15 protein-coding genes and 1 tRNA gene are annotated in these 16,287 nt (G+C 58.8%); 12 read left to right on the top strand and 4 right to left on the bottom strand.

The window, feature by feature from the left end; genetic code table 11:
• Position 1: 1 nt before the first annotated feature.
• From BJ917_RS14145 to BJ917_RS14100, 9 genes are all read left to right on the top strand, one after another.
• A complete protein-coding gene (locus BJ917_RS14145) occupies positions 2–790 on the top strand; it encodes an ABC transporter ATP-binding protein (RefSeq protein ID WP_096513016.1) in 789 nt (262 codons plus the stop codon).
• 12 nt (positions 791–802) lie between these two features.
• Entirely contained in the window at positions 803–1,528 is a 726-nt protein-coding gene (locus tag BJ917_RS14140) for an urea amidolyase associated protein UAAP1 (protein WP_121103665.1), read from the top strand.
• 11 nt (positions 1,529–1,539) lie between these two features.
• A complete protein-coding gene (locus BJ917_RS14135; RefSeq protein ID WP_121103664.1) occupies positions 1,540–2,181 on the top strand; it encodes an urea amidolyase associated protein UAAP2 in 642 nt (213 codons plus the stop codon).
• 277 nt (positions 2,182–2,458) lie between these two features.
• Complete coding sequence (gene uca / locus BJ917_RS14125) at positions 2,459–6,106, top strand: urea carboxylase (RefSeq protein WP_121103663.1); 3,648 nt, start codon at positions 2,459–2,461, stop codon at positions 6,104–6,106.
• A 24-nt stretch (positions 6,107–6,130) separates the two neighbouring features.
• Positions 6,131–7,903, top strand: a complete 1,773-nt coding sequence (gene atzF, locus BJ917_RS14120) for an allophanate hydrolase (protein WP_121103662.1) — start codon at positions 6,131–6,133, stop codon at positions 7,901–7,903.
• Between the two features lie 192 nt (positions 7,904–8,095).
• Entirely contained in the window at positions 8,096–9,589 is a 1,494-nt protein-coding gene (locus BJ917_RS14115) for a sensor domain-containing diguanylate cyclase (RefSeq protein WP_121103661.1), read from the top strand.
• The gene (locus tag BJ917_RS14110; RefSeq protein WP_096513022.1) at positions 9,576–9,794 is read left to right on the top strand and encodes a cysteine-rich CWC family protein; all 219 of its coding nucleotides are present in this window, start codon (positions 9,576–9,578) and stop codon (positions 9,792–9,794) included. The genes BJ917_RS14115 and BJ917_RS14110 overlap by 14 nt, the downstream gene beginning before the upstream one ends.
• Positions 9,795–9,828: 34 nt before the next feature.
• Positions 9,829–10,521, top strand: a complete 693-nt coding sequence (locus BJ917_RS14105) for a pseudouridine synthase (RefSeq protein ID WP_121103660.1) — start codon at positions 9,829–9,831, stop codon at positions 10,519–10,521.
• A 313-nt stretch (positions 10,522–10,834) separates the two neighbouring features.
• The gene (locus BJ917_RS14100) at positions 10,835–11,719 is read left to right on the top strand and encodes an alpha/beta fold hydrolase (RefSeq protein WP_096513024.1); all 885 of its coding nucleotides are present in this window, start codon (positions 10,835–10,837) and stop codon (positions 11,717–11,719) included.
• On the opposite strand, the gene BJ917_RS31895 is transcribed toward BJ917_RS14100, so the two are convergent.
• On the bottom strand, positions 11,701–11,844 hold the full coding sequence (locus BJ917_RS31895) for a hypothetical protein (protein ID WP_158602483.1): 144 nt from the start codon (positions 11,842–11,844) through the stop codon (positions 11,701–11,703). The two genes, BJ917_RS14100 and BJ917_RS31895, sit on opposite strands and share 19 nt — an antisense overlap.
• Positions 11,845–11,876: 32 nt before the next feature.
• Between BJ917_RS31895 and BJ917_RS14095 the strand changes: the two genes are divergently transcribed.
• Positions 11,877–11,950, top strand: a tRNA-Gly gene (locus tag BJ917_RS14095).
• A 312-nt stretch (positions 11,951–12,262) separates the two neighbouring features.
• Here BJ917_RS14095 and BJ917_RS32710 read toward each other — a convergent pair.
• On the bottom strand, positions 12,263–12,493 hold the full coding sequence (locus BJ917_RS32710) for an EcsC family protein (RefSeq protein WP_372237724.1): 231 nt from the start codon (positions 12,491–12,493) through the stop codon (positions 12,263–12,265).
• 553 nt (positions 12,494–13,046) lie between these two features.
• Between BJ917_RS32710 and BJ917_RS14085 the strand changes: the two genes are divergently transcribed.
• Both BJ917_RS14085 and BJ917_RS14080 read left to right on the top strand, forming a co-directional pair.
• Positions 13,047–13,226 carry a type II toxin-antitoxin system HicA family toxin gene (locus tag BJ917_RS14085; protein WP_077184214.1) on the top strand — a complete coding sequence of 60 codons (180 nt, stop codon included), beginning with the start codon at positions 13,047–13,049 and terminating at the stop codon, positions 13,224–13,226.
• A 37-nt stretch (positions 13,227–13,263) separates the two neighbouring features.
• Positions 13,264–13,671: a type II toxin-antitoxin system HicB family antitoxin gene (locus BJ917_RS14080; protein WP_121103793.1), complete on the top strand. Its 408-nt coding sequence runs from the start codon at positions 13,264–13,266 to the stop codon at positions 13,669–13,671.
• Between the two features lie 505 nt (positions 13,672–14,176).
• Here the strand turns inward: BJ917_RS14080 and tam are convergent.
• Both tam and BJ917_RS14070 read right to left on the bottom strand, forming a co-directional pair.
• The gene (gene tam, locus BJ917_RS14075; protein ID WP_121103658.1) at positions 14,177–14,947 is read right to left on the bottom strand and encodes a trans-aconitate 2-methyltransferase; all 771 of its coding nucleotides are present in this window, start codon (positions 14,945–14,947) and stop codon (positions 14,177–14,179) included.
• A 168-nt stretch (positions 14,948–15,115) separates the two neighbouring features.
• On the bottom strand, positions 15,116–16,201 hold the full coding sequence (locus BJ917_RS14070) for a type I restriction endonuclease (RefSeq protein ID WP_121103657.1): 1,086 nt from the start codon (positions 16,199–16,201) through the stop codon (positions 15,116–15,118).
• Positions 16,202–16,287 lie beyond the last annotated feature (86 nt).

Here is a 16,287-nt window from a genome sequence, read left to right as displayed (position 1 = left end):
CATGAGCTTCATCACCGTGAAAAACGTCTGGCAGCAATACGCCGATCAGGTCGTGCTCGAAGGCCTGAACCTGAGCGTCAACGAAGGCGAATTCTGCACACTGGTGGGCGCCTCCGGTTGTGGAAAATCGACCTTCCTGCGGTTGTTGCTCGGTCAGGAAAAAGCCAGTCGCGGCGAGATTCTGCTCGATGGTCAACCCCTGGCCGGCGAACCGGATGCGAGCCGTGGCGTGGTGTTCCAACGCTATTCGGTGTTCCCGCACCTGAGTGTGCTGGACAACGTCGCCCTCGGTCTTGAACTGCCGCGTTCACCGCTACTGGGCCGGTTGTTCGGCAGCGCGAAAAAGGATGCCCGCGAACAGGCCTCGGTGCTGCTGCACAAGGTCGGCCTCGGCCATTCGCTGGACAAGTACCCGGCGCAGCTTTCCGGCGGCATGCAGCAACGGCTGGCCATCGCCCAGGCGCTGATCATGAAGCCGCGGGTGCTGCTGCTCGACGAACCCTTCGGCGCCCTCGATCCGGGCATCCGCAAGGACATGCACGCCCTGCTCCTGGAGCTGTGGCGCGAGACGCAACTGACGGTGTTCATGGTCACCCATGACTTGTCCGAAGGCTTCAGCCTGGGCACCCGCTTGCTGGTGTTCGACAAGGTCCGCCTCGACCCACACGCCCCCGGCGCCTATGGCGCGCGCATTACCTACGACATCCCTTTGAACAGCGACCGCCGCATTGAACGCGCTGCCGTCGACGCCTTGCCGGCACCCACGGCAGGCACGCTTCGTATCGCTTAGAGGAATCTGAAAATGACTGACTCGACCCAACTCTTTCTGCCCTTCGCCGAAGAAATGCTCCCCGGTGGTGGCCATCGTTCGTTCGTGTTGAAGCGCGGCCAATTGCTGCGGCTGACGGACATTCGTGGCGGCGCCAACGTCAGCCTGACGCTGCTCAACGCCAATGAAAAAACCGAACGCCTGAACCTGCCTGACAGCCTCAAATGCCAGCACACCGCCAAGCTCACCACGGGCCATTGCCTGTACTCGGACATGGGACGGGTGCTGGCAGCAATCACCGCTGACACCTGCGGCTGGAGCGACAGCCTCGGCGGTGTGCTCTGCGCTGAAGAAGTCGCGCAAAAGTACGGCGCCGGCCGCTACCAGGAACTGCGCAACGGCTTCTTCCGCAACGGCACCGACAACCTGCTGGTGGAACTGGGCAAGTGGGGTTTGGGCCTGTCGGATTTGCTGATGACACTCAACCTGTTCAGCCGCGTGAACGTCGATGACGCCGGGCACTTTCATTTCGTCGAGGGCAACTCGAAGCCTGGCGACTACATCGAGTTGTACGCGCCGATGGACACGCTGGTGGTGCTCACAGCGCTGCAACATCCGATGGACCCGGCACCGGAATACGCGCCCAAGCCCTTGAAGCTCAGCTGGATGAACGCCGACGCCAGCGTCGCCGAACACTGCCGCACTTCGCGCCCGGAAAACGAGCGCGGTTTCATCAACACTGACCGTCTGTTCGCCTGAGGATCGCTGCCATGTCACTCGCACTCGCTACCGCTGCCAAGCAACCCGAAGCCGCGATCTACCGCGCCACCATCCCGGCCGGCGAACCCTGGCTGATGGAGGTCAAGGCCGGCCAGACCCTGCGCATCCTCGACCTGGAAGGCAACCAGGCGGTCGATACTTTGTTCTACAGCCTCGCCAATCCGAAGGAACGCTACGACGTGCAACGCACCTTGCGCCGGCAGAACAGCGTCTACCTGAGCACCGGCAGCGTGCTGTTTTCCAACCTCGGCAAACCGATGCTGACCATCGTCGGCGACACCTGCGGCCGCCACGACACCCTCGGCGGCGCCTGCGCGCAAGAGAGCAACACCGTGCGCTACGCCCTGGAAAAACGCTACATGCACAGCTGCCGCGACAACTACCTGCGCGCGTGTGTGCACGATGGGCGACTGGGCAAGGGCGACATCGGCCCGAACATCAACTTCTTCATGAACGTGCCGGTCACCGCCGACGGCGGCCTGACCTTTGAAGACGGGATTTCCGCGCCGGGCAAGTACGTCGACCTGCGCGCCGAGATGGACGTGATTGTGCTGATCTCCAACTGCCCGCAGCTGAACAACCCATGCAACGCCTACAACCCGACCCCTGCGGAGTTGCTGGTATGGAACTGAAAAGCCGTTTGCGTCGCTGGTTGTTTGCCCTCTGCCAGGCCCGCTCCGGGCAGTGCCTCAAAAAGCACTGATACCACGGAACCTGTGGGAGCGGGCTTGCCCGCGATAGGGCCAGCACATTCGATATTGATGTCGACTGACACACCGTCATCGCGGGCAAGCCCGCTCCCACAGGATGCGGTGGTGGTTTTAAGAGAATTGTTTTTTCCGCCGGGGACGACCCTGGCGCTCATCGAAAAACTGCGGGACGGCCCGCATCCCCTCCAGGGGTTATGCCATGTTCGAAAAAGTCCTGATTGCCAACCGTGGCGCCATCGCCTGCCGCATCCTGCGCACCTTGCGCGAACTGAACGTCCAGGGCGTCGCCGTTTACTCCGAGGCTGACGCCGCCAGTCTGCATCTCCTGCAAGCCGACGAAGCCCATAGCCTTGGGGAAGGTGCCGCGGCCGGCACGTATCTGGCGGTGGAAAAAATCCTCGCCATTGCCCAATCCACTGGCGCCACGGCAATCCATCCCGGCTACGGTTTTCTTTCGGAAAACGCCGCATTCGCCGAAGCCTGTGAAGCCGCCAATATCGCCTTCATCGGCCCGACACCCGAGCAACTGCGCGTATTCGGCCTCAAGCACACCGCCCGCGCCCTGGCCAAACAACATGGCGTGCCGATGCTCGAAGGCACCGAACTGCTCGACAGCCTAGAAGCCGCACTGCTCGCAGGCGAACAGGTCGGCTACCCGGTGATGCTTAAAAGCACTGCCGGCGGCGGTGGCATCGGCATGCGGGTATGCCGCAGCGCGGCGGAGTTGAGCGAGTCCTTTGAAGCGGTCAAACGCCTGGGCCAGAACAACTTCAGCGATGCCGGAGTGTTCATCGAGAAGTACATCCAGCGCGCCCGGCACCTGGAAGTGCAGGTGTTCGGCGACGGTCAGGGTGAAGTGATCGCCCTCGGCGTACGTGATTGCTCGGTGCAACGACGCAACCAGAAAGTCCTGGAAGAAACCCCCGCGCCGAACTTGCCCGAAGGCATGGCCGACGAGCTGTGCGCGGCAGCGATCAAGCTGGCCAAAGCGGTGAACTACCGCAGCGCCGGCACCGTGGAGTTCGTTTTCGACAGCGATGCCCGGCGTTTTTATTTTCTGGAAGTGAACACCCGCTTGCAGGTCGAACATGGCGTCACCGAACAAGTGTGGGGTGTGGATCTGGTGCGCTGGATGGTGGCGCTGGCGGCGGGTGATCTACCGCCGCTGAGTGAATTGAGCAAGGGTTTGCAAGCCGAGGGTCATGCGATCCAGGCGCGGCTGTATGCCGAAGATCCGGGTCGGGATTTCCAACCGAGCCCCGGTTTGCTCACCGCGGTCAACTTCCCGGTCGCCGATGGCAAACAGCTGCGCATCGACACCTGGGTCGAAGCCGGTTGCGAGATCCCGCCGTACTTCGATCCGATGATTGCCAAGGTCATCAGTTGGGCGCCGAGCCGCGAAGAAGCGCGCGCCGATCTGCATAAGGCCTTGGGTGACAGCCTGCTCTATGGTGTGGAAACCAACCGCGATTACCTGCGGCAGATTCTGCTGGATGCGCCATTTGCCAGCGGCCAGCCGTGGACCCGTTGCCTTGAAGGCCTGGTCTATCAAGCCAACACCTTTGAAGTGCTCAGTGCTGGCACCCAGACCAGCGTTCAGGATTACCCCGGCCGCCTCGGCTATTGGGCTGTGGGTGTTCCACCGTCTGGTCCGATGGACAGCCGTGCCTTGCGCTTGGGCAATCTTTTGCTGGGCAACGATGAGGGCGCAGCCGCGCTGGAAATCACCATGAGCGGGCCATTGCTGCGCTTCAATTGCGAGGCGGTAGTCGCGGTGACCGGGGCGGTGATTCCACTGAAAATCGACGGCGAAACCGTGCCGATGAACACCTCACTTTGGGTGCCGGCAGGCGCTACGCTGAGCCTCGGCACTATCGCAGGTAAAGGCGCGCGCAGCTATCTGTGCCTGCGCGGTGGCCTGCAAGTGCCGGATTATCTGGGCAGTAAAAGTACCTTTACCCTGGGTCAGTTCGGCGGTCACGGAGGCCGCGCCTTGCGGGCCGGCGATGTATTGCATGTGCCGGCTTTGATCGATCGCAACGCCGGTCAGCAACTGGCTGAAGATCAGATCAGCGAGCTACCCCACGTACGGCAGGTCCGGGTGATTTGCGGCCCCCACGGTGCGCCGGAATATTTCACGGAAAACTACATCGGCACCTTCTTCAATACCCAGTGGGAAGTGCATTTCAACTCCAGCCGCACCGGCGTGCGCCTTATCGGACCGAAACCGGAATGGGTACGCGCCGACGGTGGCGAGGCCGGGCTGCATCCGTCGAATATTCATGACAATCCCTATGCAATTGGTGCAGTGGACTTCACCGGGGACATGCCGGTGATCCTCGGCCCGGACGGTCCGAGCCTTGGCGGGTTTGTGTGCCCGGTGACAGTGATCGAGGCAGATCTTTGGCAGTTGGGACAGCTCAAGGCTGGGGACAAGGTGCAGTTCCAACCCGTCGACCTCAAAACCGCCCGTACACTGGCCCTGAAATGGAATACCCACTGTGGGAGCGAGCCTGCTCGCGAAAGCGGTGTGTCAGGCACAGAAATGCTGACTAACACGCCCTCTTCGCGAGCAGGCTCGCTCCCACAAGGAATTGCGTCGCCTGTGGTTCTGGATATTGGGCAGGAAGACACTCGATTGGTGGCAAGGCTTTCGGGCGACACTCATTTGCTCCTGGAAATCGGCGCACCCGAACTCGACCTGGTCCTGCGCTTCCGTGCCCACGCCCTGATGCAGGCCCTGGAAAGCAAACATCTGTACGGCGTGATCGACCTGACACCCGGTATCCGCTCGCTGCAAGTGCACTACCACCCCGAACAACTGCCGCTGGCCGATCTACTCGGCATCGTCGCCGGTGAATGGGATGCCGTGTGCGCCGCCAAAGACCTGCAAGTGCCGTCGCGCATCGTCCACCTGCCACTGTCCTGGGACGATCCGGCGTGCCAGTTGGCGATCGAAAAATACATGACCACCGTGCGCAAGGACGCGCCATGGTGCCCGAGCAACCTGGAGTTCATCCGCCGCATCAACGACCTGCCGAACCTCGATGAAGTACAGCGCACGGTGTTCGACGCCAGCTATCTGGTGATGGGCCTGGGGGACGTCTACCTCGGCGCACCGGTTGCCACTCCGCTCGATCCGCGGCATCGCCTGGTGACCACCAAGTACAACCCGGCGCGCACCTGGACCGCGGAGAACTCGGTGGGCATCGGTGGTGCCTATATGTGCGTGTACGGCATGGAAGGCCCCGGTGGTTATCAGTTCGTCGGGCGCACCTTGCAGATGTGGAACCGCTACCGTGAAGTCGCTGCGTTCGATGGTAAGCCGTGGCTGTTGCGCTTCTTCGACCAGATCCGCTTTTACCCGGTGAGCGCCGATGAACTGCTGCGCATTCGCCGGGATTTCCCCCTCGGGCGCTTCGAGCTGGACATCGAGCACAGTCAGTTGAACCTGGCGGACTACCAGGCGTTTTTGGCCCGGGAAGCCACGAGCATCACCGCGTTCCGCGATCAGCAAAAAGGCGCATTCAATGCCGAGCGCGAACGTTGGATCGCCAGTGGCCAGGCGCATTTCGACAGCGAGGAAGCAACTGCGCAAATGCCCGATGACGCACCGCTCGGCAGCGATCAAATGAGCGTCGACAGCCACATCGCCGGCAACCTCTGGCAGGTCCAGGTGGAAACCGGTCACCGGGTCGAGGCTGGCGACGTGCTGGTGATTCTGGAGTCGATGAAGATGGAAATTCCGCTGCTCGCCCCGACGGCTGGCGTGGTTCGCGAAATTCGCGTGCAGCCGGGTTCGGCGGTGTGCGCCGGACAGCGCGTTGTGGTGCTGGAACTCGACTGAACCCATTTGAAAAGGATTAACACCATGAACCTGCAACTCGATGCCCTGCGCACGGCCTACCGCACCGGCGAGACCACACCACGCCAACTGCTGTTGGCCTTGCGGGAAAAAGCCGCCGCGCTGAACCCGGACTTTCACCTATTTATTCATTTGCTCAGCATTGAGGAACTGGAGCCGTTTCTGACCGCGCTCGACGGCCGCGACATCGACAGCCTACCGCTGTACGGCGTGCCTTTCGCGATCAAGGACAACATCGATCTGGCGGGCATACCGACCACCGCGGCTTGCCCGGCGTTTGCCTATGTGCCTGAACACTCGGCAACCATCGTCGAGCAATTGCTGGCACTGGGGGCGATTCCTCTGGGCAAGACCAACCTGGACCAGTTCGCCACGGGCCTCAATGGCAGTCGCTCTCCCTACGGTGCCTGCCCTAACAGCGTGCTGCCCGAGTATCCGTCGGGCGGCTCCAGTGCCGGCTCGTCGCTGGCAGTGGCGCTCGGTGTGGCGAGTTTTTCCCTGGGCACCGACACGGCGGGCTCCGGACGGGTGCCGGCGGCATTGAATAATCTGGTCGGGATGAAAGCCACCAAAGGCTTGATCTCCACGGCGGGCGTGGTGCCGGCCTGTCGCACGCTGGATTGCGTGACCACGTTCACCGCCACCGCCCGGGAGGCCAGTCAGTTGCTGGCACTGACCGCACGTCTCGACCCGCGGGATGAGTACAGCCGCAGCAATCCACTGTGGAATGACGGCTCGGCGTTCGGCACGCCTCGCCCCTTCCGGTTTGGCGTACCACGAACACAGGATCTGGCGTTTTTCGGCTGCAGCCAAGGTCCGGTGCTGTTCGAGGAAGCCATCCAACGCCTCAAGGCATTGGGCGGCGAAGCGGTAGAACTGGATCTGTCGCCGTTCCTGGAAGCTGCGCGCCTGCTTTACGAAGGCCCGTGGGTGGCCGAGCGCTACAGCGTGGCCGGCGGATTGATGGAACAAAACCCCGAAGCCGTGCTGCCGGTGATTCGTGCGGTGCTGGCCAAGGCGCCAGCGGTAAGCGGTGTGCAAACCTTCCGCGCCCAGTATCGGCTGCAAGTCCTGAAAGCCCTGTGCGACAAGGCGTTGGAAAATCTGGATTGCGTGGTGACGCCGACCATCGGCCGCCCTGTCACGCTGGCTGAGCTGGACGCTGAGCCCGTCCTGCGCAATTCGGAACTGGGTTACTACACCAACTTCATGAACCTGCTCGACTACGCCGCCGTCGCCGTGCCCAGCGGCTTCATGGGCAACGGCTTGCCGTGGGGCGTGACGCTGTTTGGCCGGGCGTTTACCGATCAATACCTGCTGAGCGTGGCCGATGGCTTGGAGCGCCTGCAAGGTCTGGCAGCGTCAGCACCGGCAACGGTTGCACGCAATGATCGTGCACGCCTGGTGGTCTGTGGCGCGCATCTGGAGGGGCTGGCACTGAACTGGCAGCTCAAACAGCGCGGCGCCCGGCGGGTGGAAACAACGTTCAGCTCACCCGACTATCACCTGTATGCCCTGGCGGGTGGTCCGCCCTTTCGTCCGGGTATGGTTCGGGTAAGAGATGGCGGTGTGGCGATTGCCGTGGAAGTGTGGGAATTGCCGAGCAGCGAGTTGGGTTCGTTCCTCACCGGCATCCCGGCGCCTTTGGGCCTGGGCAAGGTGCAACTGGCGGATGGGCGCTGGGAGAGCGGGTTTATCTGTGAGGCGTATGGATTGGAGGGGGCAGTGGATATCAGTCATCTGGGCGGCTGGCGGGCGTATCTGAAAAGCCTGCGTTGACCTCTCGATTCGCTGGCAACTCAGCTCCTACAGGTCCGGTGCAATACCTGTGGGAGCTGGCTTGCCAGCGAAGGCGTCAGCCCAGACGCTGCCATCCCTGATCCATACCGATTCGCCCTACAAATGCAGCAGCCATTTCCCCGCCGTTACCACTAGAATGCAGGCCATCGGATCAATGCCAACGGAACTGCCATGCCGCTTCGCTCGCCGCTGTACTCTCAACGCTCGTTGGTGCTCACGCTGGTCGCATTGTTGGGCGCGGGATTCCTGGCCACCTCCTTCCTCAGTTACTACGCCTCGCGAGCGTCGATCCGCGACAACATCGTCAACACCGAACTGCCGCTGACATCGGACACCGTCTACTCGGAAATCCAGAAGGATCTTGTCAGACCGATCCTGATTTCCTCGATGATGTCCCGCGATACCTTCATGCGCGACTGGGTGGTGAACGGCGAACGCGACTCCGACCAGATGACCCGCTACCTCAACGAGGTCATGACCCACTACGGCGCCTACACGGCTTTTTTCGTTTCCGATACCAGCCTGACCTACTATCACGCCAAGGGCGTGCTCAAGCAGGTCAAAGCTACCGAGCCCCGCGATGCCTGGTACTTTCGCGTGCGTGACATGAAAGATCCCTACGAGATCAACGTCGATCCGGACCTTGCCAACAAGGACAACCTGACCGTCTTCATCAACTACAAGGTCTACGACTACAACAACCGTTTCATCGGTGCCGCGGGTGTCGGGCTGACGGTCGATGCGGTGATCAAGCTGATCGACAAATACCAGCGGCGTTACCAGCGCAGCGTGTACTTCGTCGACACCTTCGGGCGCCTGGTACTGACCGGCGCCGAGGGCGGGCCCGATGGCGCACGGGCCGGACAGACCCTGGGTGAACTCGAAGGCATGAAGAACCTGGTCAGCCAATTGCCCAAGCCCCACAGCGGCAGCTACGAATATTCCGGCCAGGGCCAGGGGCATTTCCTCAACGTGCGGTTCATTCCGGAGCTGAACTGGTACTTGTTCGTCGACAAGCGCGAAGACGGCGACCTCAGTGACATCCGTCGTTCGCTGTACCTCAACCTGCTTATCTGCCTGGTCGTCACCCTGACCGTGCTGGCCCTGCTCAACCGGGTGATCAAGCGCTTTCAGAGCAAGATCCACGCCCAGGCAACCCTCGACAGCCTGACTGAACTGCCGAACCGACGTGGCTTCGACCTGTTGGCTGCGCAAGCCATGCACGAGGCCCGGCGCGAACCCAGGCCACTGACCGCGCTGCTGCTTGACCTGGATCACTTCAAAGCCTTGAACGACACCTACGGGCACCTGGCCGGCGATCAGGTGCTGATCGGTTTTGCCCGGGATCTGGAAAGCTGCCTGCGCCATTCCGACATCGTCTGTCGCTGGGGCGGCGAAGAGTTCATCGTGCTGCTCAAGGACACCGATGGTAAAACCGGCCTGATGATTGCCGAGAAGATTCGTCAGCATGTGGAACACCAGCGTTATGCCTACAACGTCAGTAGCTTGCAGCTGACCGTCAGCATCGGCCTGACCACCCTGCAACCCGATGACACCTTGCACACATTGCTGTCGCGGGCCGATCATGCGATGTATCGGGCCAAGCAAAGTGGCCGCAACCGAACCTGCGTGGAAATGCCCCACTCCATTTATGAACCAACCTGACCTCTGCCCGGCCTGCGGTGCATCCAACGACTGCACCCTGGCCGACCCGCGAACCGCCGATCGGGCGTGCTGGTGCTACGGCGTCAGTATCGACCCGGCGGTCCTTGAAGCGCTGCCGGCCGAACTGCGCAACGCCTCCTGCCTGTGCCCGCGCTGCGCCGAGGTCGAGGCGCAGTTGCAAGCAGTGCCCCAGCCAATCAAGTAAGATGCGCAGCCCTTTGCTCACTGATCCTTGAGTCATGCGCGTCGACCGTTTTCTCAGCAACCTGCCCCGCTTCAACCGTAAGCAAGTACGCGTGTTGCTGGTGGAAAAGCGCGTCCGGATTGACGGAACAATCGTCAGTGACCCGCATGCCGAAGTCCGAGAGTTCAGCCGGGTCGAAGTCGATGACGAGGTCCTGCAAACCGGCAAGCCGCTGCGTCACTACATGCTGCACAAACCGGCCGGTTGTGTCAGCGCCACTCGAGATCCACAGCACCCGACCGTGCTCGACCTGATCCATGAACCGGACAGGGACGATCTGCACATCGCCGGACGCCTGGACTTCAACACCACCGGCCTGATGCTGATCACCAATGACGGCAGCTGGTCGCGCCGCCTGACCCAACCGCAGACCAAACTGCCAAAGGTCTACTACGTCGAAACCGAACAGGTCATCGGCCCCGAATACGCCACCAAGTTCATGCAAGGCCTGTACTTCGCCTTCGAAGACCTCACCACTCAACCCGCCGGGCTAGAGCTACTGGGGCCGACATCGGCGCGCCTGAGCATCGTCGAGGGCCGTTACCATCAGGTGAAGCGCATGTTCGGACATTTCGACAACAAGGTCCTGCGCCTGCACCGCGAACGCATGGGCCCATTGGTACTCGACGACAGGTTGAAACCGGGCGAATACCGCCCACTGAGCGACGAAGAGATCCGATCGATCTAAGGGCACGACCGCTCAGCAGAAAGTTGTCGAACAATTTATCAACGGCACTTGCGCAATCATGTGACCCCTGCTTGAATCAGGACGTCGGCCGAAATGTGACCGACGAGTCACAAGATACGTCTAAGAAACTTTTTGCCGGTAGGAACCCTTGGGTTCCGGCCTCACCCGGCAGACTGCCCGCCAATAACAATACCCGTCGACCGGACTGCAGTGGATCGACATGGGCTAACAAATTCCAAGGCATATGCCTACCTGTCACAAAGCTCGTGCAATCTCTTTTGCGCGCATACCCGCTTGCCAGGAGTCTTATGACATGAGGCCAGAAATCGCTGTGCTGGATATACAGGGTCAGTATCGGGTTTACACGGAGTTCTATCGCGCAGACGCCGCAGAGAAGACCATTATTCTGGTCAACGGCTCGATGTCCACGACTGCGTCGTTTGCCCAAACCGTGAAAAACCTCTATCCGCATTTCAACGTGGTCTGCTACGACCAGCCCTACGCGGGCAAGTCAAAAGCCCACAACCTGCATGAGAAAATGCTGACCAAGGAAATCGAAGGGCAGATCCTCCTGGAGCTGATCGAGCACTTCGCCGCCGAACACGTGCTGTCGTTTTCCTTTGGTGGCGCCGCGACCCTTGTGGCGCTGTCGCAACAGCCACGCCGGATCGAAAAAGCCGTCATCAGCTCGTTCTCCCCGGTGGTCAACGCCCACATGCTCGATTACCTCGAGCGCGGTGTCGATTACCTCGGCAACCGCGACGGCGACCGGGTCGGCAACCTGGTGAACAGCACCATCGGCAAACACTTGCCGTCGTTGTTCAAACGGTTCAACTACCGACACGTCAGCAGCCTGGCCGAGCATGAATACGGGCAGATGCACTTTCACATCAGCGATGTGCTTAACAGTGATCGGTACTGCTACCTCAACGCGGCGAAGAAAATCAATGTGCCGGTGCTGTTCATGAATGGCGAATGGGACGAGTACACCGCCGCCGAGGACGCCCGACTGTTCGCCGGCCACGTGCAACACAGCACCTTCAGCACCCTGCAGGCCACCGGGCACTTTCTCGACATGGAACACAAAGCCGCCTGCCGAGACAGCCGCAATGCACTGATGGGGTTCCTGAAACCGGCGCAGCATGAGGGCCGACCGCGTTTCCACTACGCCCAGGACCATCATGCATTGGCCATCTGAAACAGCGTCATCGCGAGCAAGCCCCGCTCTGCAAGAGCAGGCTTGCCCGCGAACGACCGCAACGCGGTCCGCTTTGTTTCATTTGCGCTAAAGCCATCTGCCGCAAAGAAAAACTTCATTTCCACGGTCACATCTGGTACAAAGTCAACCGCTCCAGGCGGGTGTCGTATAATGGCATTACTCCAGCTTCCCAAGCTGATAACGAGGGTTCGATTCCCTTCACCCGCTCCAATCGAATTTCAGTCCCACGTTGGTTTTTGACGGGGGATGCAGGTAAAGAAAAAACCGGCCTTGATGGCCGGTTTTTTTGTGTCTGGGGTTTGGTGGGATTGGGCTTGTGAGTCATTAGTCGTTTCCCTGATCGATCAGCAAGTGCCTATGGTCGATAGCGACTATTCTGAGACCTGTTAGCGTTTTTTTCGCAAAACACGGATTTATTATCAAATTCCGTCTGATTTTAGTCTTTTCATTCTTTCGAAATTAACGTTTTTGCATAAGATCAACGATCCGTTAGCGTTTTTCTTGTCTCAGTAAAGGATTTCGTCAATGCAAGCCGGTTTCAAGACCCTCGCGACCCGTTACGACATCACACGTTTTAATCGACTCACCCTCGCTACGTGCAACATCTGCAATTGACCTAAAGATAATTGTGGTCGTTATCGGTATCTCCATCAGCATCGTCCAAGGGCCCAAGAAGCCTGCCGCAGCGCCAGTTACAACCACCGACCCCATATGCGTCTTGTTCCAGGATCGCTCGCCAATTGAGTCGTCCATGGTCCTGGCGGCGGTACGCGCGCACCTCAACAGGGCAGTCTCCAAAGTACTGTTGACACGTTTGTTAGCGCCTTTGGGCAGCCTCTTGATGGTGGCTTCGATAGGAGTGCCCAACATACTGGTCAACTGAGCAACCAAGCCGGGGTTCGCGAGAAGGTTTTTGGCGTGCTGCAAAGAGCGTCGATCTTCCGGAGCAAGCGGTCTCAAATCTGGAGGATTTTTCATGGCCAGGCATCGTGTCCTTCAATAGCCTTTATGAATTTCAGCTTAGCTCTTTCCCATGATTGAACGAGGCTTACCTGAAGCAAAAGAGCAGAAAGGTATCGCCCGTGGACACTGCTCAGCGAAAATTTCGGGTGCTGTCTAGTTTCGGCAAAACCTCGCAATACACAAAACGGATCAATTCAGGCTTGCTCCAAGCCCTTGACGCAGCGCCCTCCTAGACTCGATTCCTATCGCTTCCCGCCAAACCCAGGAAAGGTTTGGTGGGTATAGTGTTGATTACAAAAAATCAGTAGGTATAGTAACCACAAGCACACCACAGGGAGGTGATGTGAATAGCCGATTTTTGATAAGCCAACTCGTTGCGGACGGCTGGTATCTGGTACGAATCAGAGGCAGCCACCATCACTTCAAGCATCCGACCAAACCGGGGCTGGTGACGGTTCCTCATCCCAAAAAAGATCTGCTCAAAAAAACGGCCATCAGTATTTTGCAACAGGCGCTGCTGTGACCAGCCCGGTGCGCGGAGTCCTCGGAGGACAATGAACATGCTTTACCCAATTGCGATTTCAATGGGCGATGACGAACATGCCTGGGGTGTGGAAGTGCCCGACATTCCGGGGTGCTTTTCCGCCGGGGAAGATCTGGATGACGCGATGGCGATGGCCCGGGAAGCCATTGAAGGCCACTTCGAAATTCTGGCCGAAGATGGTTCGCCAATCCCGCCCGCAAGCAAAGTGACCCTGCATGCAGCCAACCCGAAGTACACGGGCTGTGCGTGGGCATTGGTGGACATCGACGTTACCAAATATCTGGGTAAGGCCCAGAAGCTGAACATCACGCTGCCAGGCTACCTGCTCAACCGGATTGATGAATACGTGCTGCACCACCCTGAGGAGAAAAGCCGTTCGGGTTTTCTGGCATCGGCAGCACTGAAGGTATTACAGCAGAGCTGATCACCTTATTTAAGCGATGCATTAACCGGCCCCAAGTGGCCGGTTTTTTTAAGGCCGGAATTTGGCAGAACCGCCTGACGTCACTCCCTGTGGGAGTGAGCTTGCTCACGATGGCGACCTGGCAGGCAACACAGATGTGAATATGTAGCCGTCATCGCGAGCAAGCACGCTCCCACAAGGTTGGCGGCATTCAGCATTGAGTGCTTCTGGCAGGCACTCGTATAGTTTTCGTATAGATCCTTGCCCGCCAGTAAAGTCTCCGTAGAGCAGCATTGAGCCTGACGACAGATGCCTTACTCTCCCCGCTCACCGTTCGCTCAGAGGTCAGCATGGACAGTTCAGAGTTGGGGATCATGATCATTTCGATGATCGGGTTGTTCGGCTTTGCTTCGTTTGTTTTTGAATATTTGAGTGCCAGGCGCTCAAAAAGAAGCAAACCGCAGTGATTTTTCCCAGCGATCAAGAAGAAGGGCAGAAGACCGGTAACCTCTGCCCCTTTTTCACATCAGCGAGTCGCGACCAGAAACAATCGTGGGAATGGCAACAACACTGAGCCATCGGCCAGTGCCGGATAGGCCTGTTCGATGGCAGCCAGATACTGCTTCAAATACTCCGCCCGCTCAGCCTCATCCAAAGGCTCGAGAAACGGCCGCAATCCGCTGCCCTTGAACCACTCGACTACACCCGAGGCGCCGCCCGCCAGTGGATGATGGTAAGTGGTGCGCCACACATCGACGCGGGTACAGCAGGCTTTCAGAATTGAGTAATAGCCACTGGCATCGGCCATTTCCGTGCGTTGCCCGGCAGCTCCGGCAAGTTTGCCCGCCCAGGGACCAACAGCCGCAACTTCGCGCATCAAACGGTGCGAGGGTTCATTGAGGTTGTCCGGCATCTGAATCGCCAGACTGCCACCGGGTGCAAGCTTGTTCACCAGCGAGGGCAGTAGCTCAGCGTGATCCGGCACCCACTGCAACACCGCGTTAGCGAAAATCACGTCGAACGGGCCGCTTTCGTTCCAGGTATCAATGTTGGCGATATCGAAACGCACCTGCGGCAAGCGCTTGCGGGCCGCTTCAATCATATCGGCCGAGCTGTCCAGCCCGCGCACCGTGGCGCCGGCAAAGCGCTCCACCAGCAGCTCGGTCGAATTACCGGGGCCGCAACCGATGTCGATGGCCGAGCGCACCTCTGCTGCGGGGATTGCCGCCAGCAGGTCACGGGGCGGACGGGTGCGTTCATCTTCAAAAGCGACGTATTGCTTGGCGGACCAACTCATTGCGTTCTCCTGTCGGCGCGTTTTCATTATCGGGACAGACAACCGGTTCGCTACGATAATCCACTCGCAGACTCAGCTCCATTCCACCTTTGGTGGGATACACCTATGAGTTTTTAGCAAAAAAAAACCGGTGTTACTGACCGGTTTTTTCGTCGCAAGACAATGGCCTTAATCGTAAAACCCGACCGTCTTCTTCAAATGATCCGAGTACTCGTAAATGTCATCGATGGAATTGATTGCATGCCGGGTTTCGTTTTTCTCCTCGTCAAATATTCCGATGTATTTCTGTGAGCGGTTGAAATGCAGACGGCAGATCGGCTTGCGGTTGTTGTCGTCAAGCAGAATGCCGAAGTAGCTCTGAGTGTCACGTTGAACAATACGCTTGGCATCGACGACAGATCGAACCACAGCCCGGACAATGTGATATCCCTCCAGCTCTTCCAACGTTGTCAGAACCTTGTCTTCTGACCCATCCCGCGCATCCGTTTGTTCAACACCACTGGACGAGACTGGCGATGAGGCCAAAGCCGGCTGAATGGCGCCACTCATGGCTGATTTGAGCCGTTCATTGATCTGATCGTTGAGAAACTGCATGACAGCCTTTCGGGTCAGCTCATGAAACTGTTCACGGACTTTCTGCGTTATGACACCGTCGTAAACCCGCGATGCGAAGACTTTTACAAAATCGTCGTCTGGCTTGCTGACTTGGGAAGCAATGACCTTTTTGATTTGGCTGACGTATTTCAACTCGCCTGCGGCGCTGATGATCGACTCCACATCAAATGCTGATTTGGTGAGTTTGACCAATTCAGGGACGGAGTACTCGTCGATATCCAGAAGGTCGAGCTCCAGAAACGGCTTCTCGTCCATTTTATTGGGCGCATCCAGATCAGTGAAAAATTTGTAGACCTGGCCGTTGGTGAGTATGGAGATTCGAGCGCTGGTGACATGGAAGTAGCGAAACAGCTGAGAGGCATGATTGATGTGCAGCGGCTCACCTATTTTTTTGCACTCGATGAGGATCTGAACCTCTCCCCCCTTCATGATTGCGTAATCAATTTTCTCCCCCTTCTTCGTTCCAACATCGCAAACGAACTCAGGCGTCACCTCTGTCGGATCGAAAACATCGTAGCCCAAAACCGTGCTGATGAAGGGCATGACGAAAGCATTCTTGGTCGCCTCTTCAGTCTGGATGGCAGCGCCCTGTAAACGAACTTTGGCAGAGAGACTTGCGAGCTTTTCAAAGAATTCCATGAGTGGCCTCTTAACTGGTTTCGATCCGTGTCTTTGCATGCTGGCAAACTGACTGCCATTGATACTAGCCACAAACCGGCACAAAG

Origin of the sequence: Pseudomonas sp. WPR_5_2 (assembly GCF_003634475.1) — a bacterium.
In the GTDB taxonomy this organism is placed as follows: Bacteria; Pseudomonadota; Gammaproteobacteria; order Pseudomonadales; family Pseudomonadaceae; genus Aquipseudomonas; species Aquipseudomonas izuensis.
Note: the sequence above shows the minus strand (reverse complement) of the source record. Positions and strands in the feature narration are given on the sequence as shown.

What these genes read in the sequence shown, in the direction of transcription:
- atzF (WP_121103662.1), top strand. Translation starts at nt 6,131, where the DNA reads ATGAACCTGCAACTCGATGCCCTGCGCACGGCCTACCGCACCGGCGAG.
- BJ917_RS14070 (WP_121103657.1), bottom strand. Translation starts at nt 16,201, where the DNA reads ATGGAATTCTTTGAAAAGCTCGCAAGTCTCTCTGCCAAAGTTCGTTTA.
- BJ917_RS14100 (WP_096513024.1), top strand. Translation starts at nt 10,835, where the DNA reads ATGAGGCCAGAAATCGCTGTGCTGGATATACAGGGTCAGTATCGGGTT.
- BJ917_RS14110 (WP_096513022.1), top strand. Translation starts at nt 9,576, where the DNA reads ATGAACCAACCTGACCTCTGCCCGGCCTGCGGTGCATCCAACGACTGC.
- BJ917_RS14115 (WP_121103661.1), top strand. Translation starts at nt 8,096, where the DNA reads ATGCCGCTTCGCTCGCCGCTGTACTCTCAACGCTCGTTGGTGCTCACG.
- BJ917_RS14080 (WP_121103793.1), top strand. Translation starts at nt 13,264, where the DNA reads ATGCTTTACCCAATTGCGATTTCAATGGGCGATGACGAACATGCCTGG.
- BJ917_RS14145 (WP_096513016.1), top strand. Translation starts at nt 2, where the DNA reads ATGAGCTTCATCACCGTGAAAAACGTCTGGCAGCAATACGCCGATCAG.
- BJ917_RS14135 (WP_121103664.1), top strand. Translation starts at nt 1,540, where the DNA reads ATGTCACTCGCACTCGCTACCGCTGCCAAGCAACCCGAAGCCGCGATC.
- tam (WP_121103658.1), bottom strand. Translation starts at nt 14,947, where the DNA reads ATGAGTTGGTCCGCCAAGCAATACGTCGCTTTTGAAGATGAACGCACC.
- BJ917_RS32710 (WP_372237724.1), bottom strand. Translation starts at nt 12,493, where the DNA reads ATGGACGACTCAATTGGCGAGCGATCCTGGAACAAGACGCATATGGGG.
- BJ917_RS14140 (WP_121103665.1), top strand. Translation starts at nt 803, where the DNA reads ATGACTGACTCGACCCAACTCTTTCTGCCCTTCGCCGAAGAAATGCTC.
- uca (WP_121103663.1), top strand. Translation starts at nt 2,459, where the DNA reads ATGTTCGAAAAAGTCCTGATTGCCAACCGTGGCGCCATCGCCTGCCGC.
- BJ917_RS14105 (WP_121103660.1), top strand. Translation starts at nt 9,829, where the DNA reads ATGCGCGTCGACCGTTTTCTCAGCAACCTGCCCCGCTTCAACCGTAAG.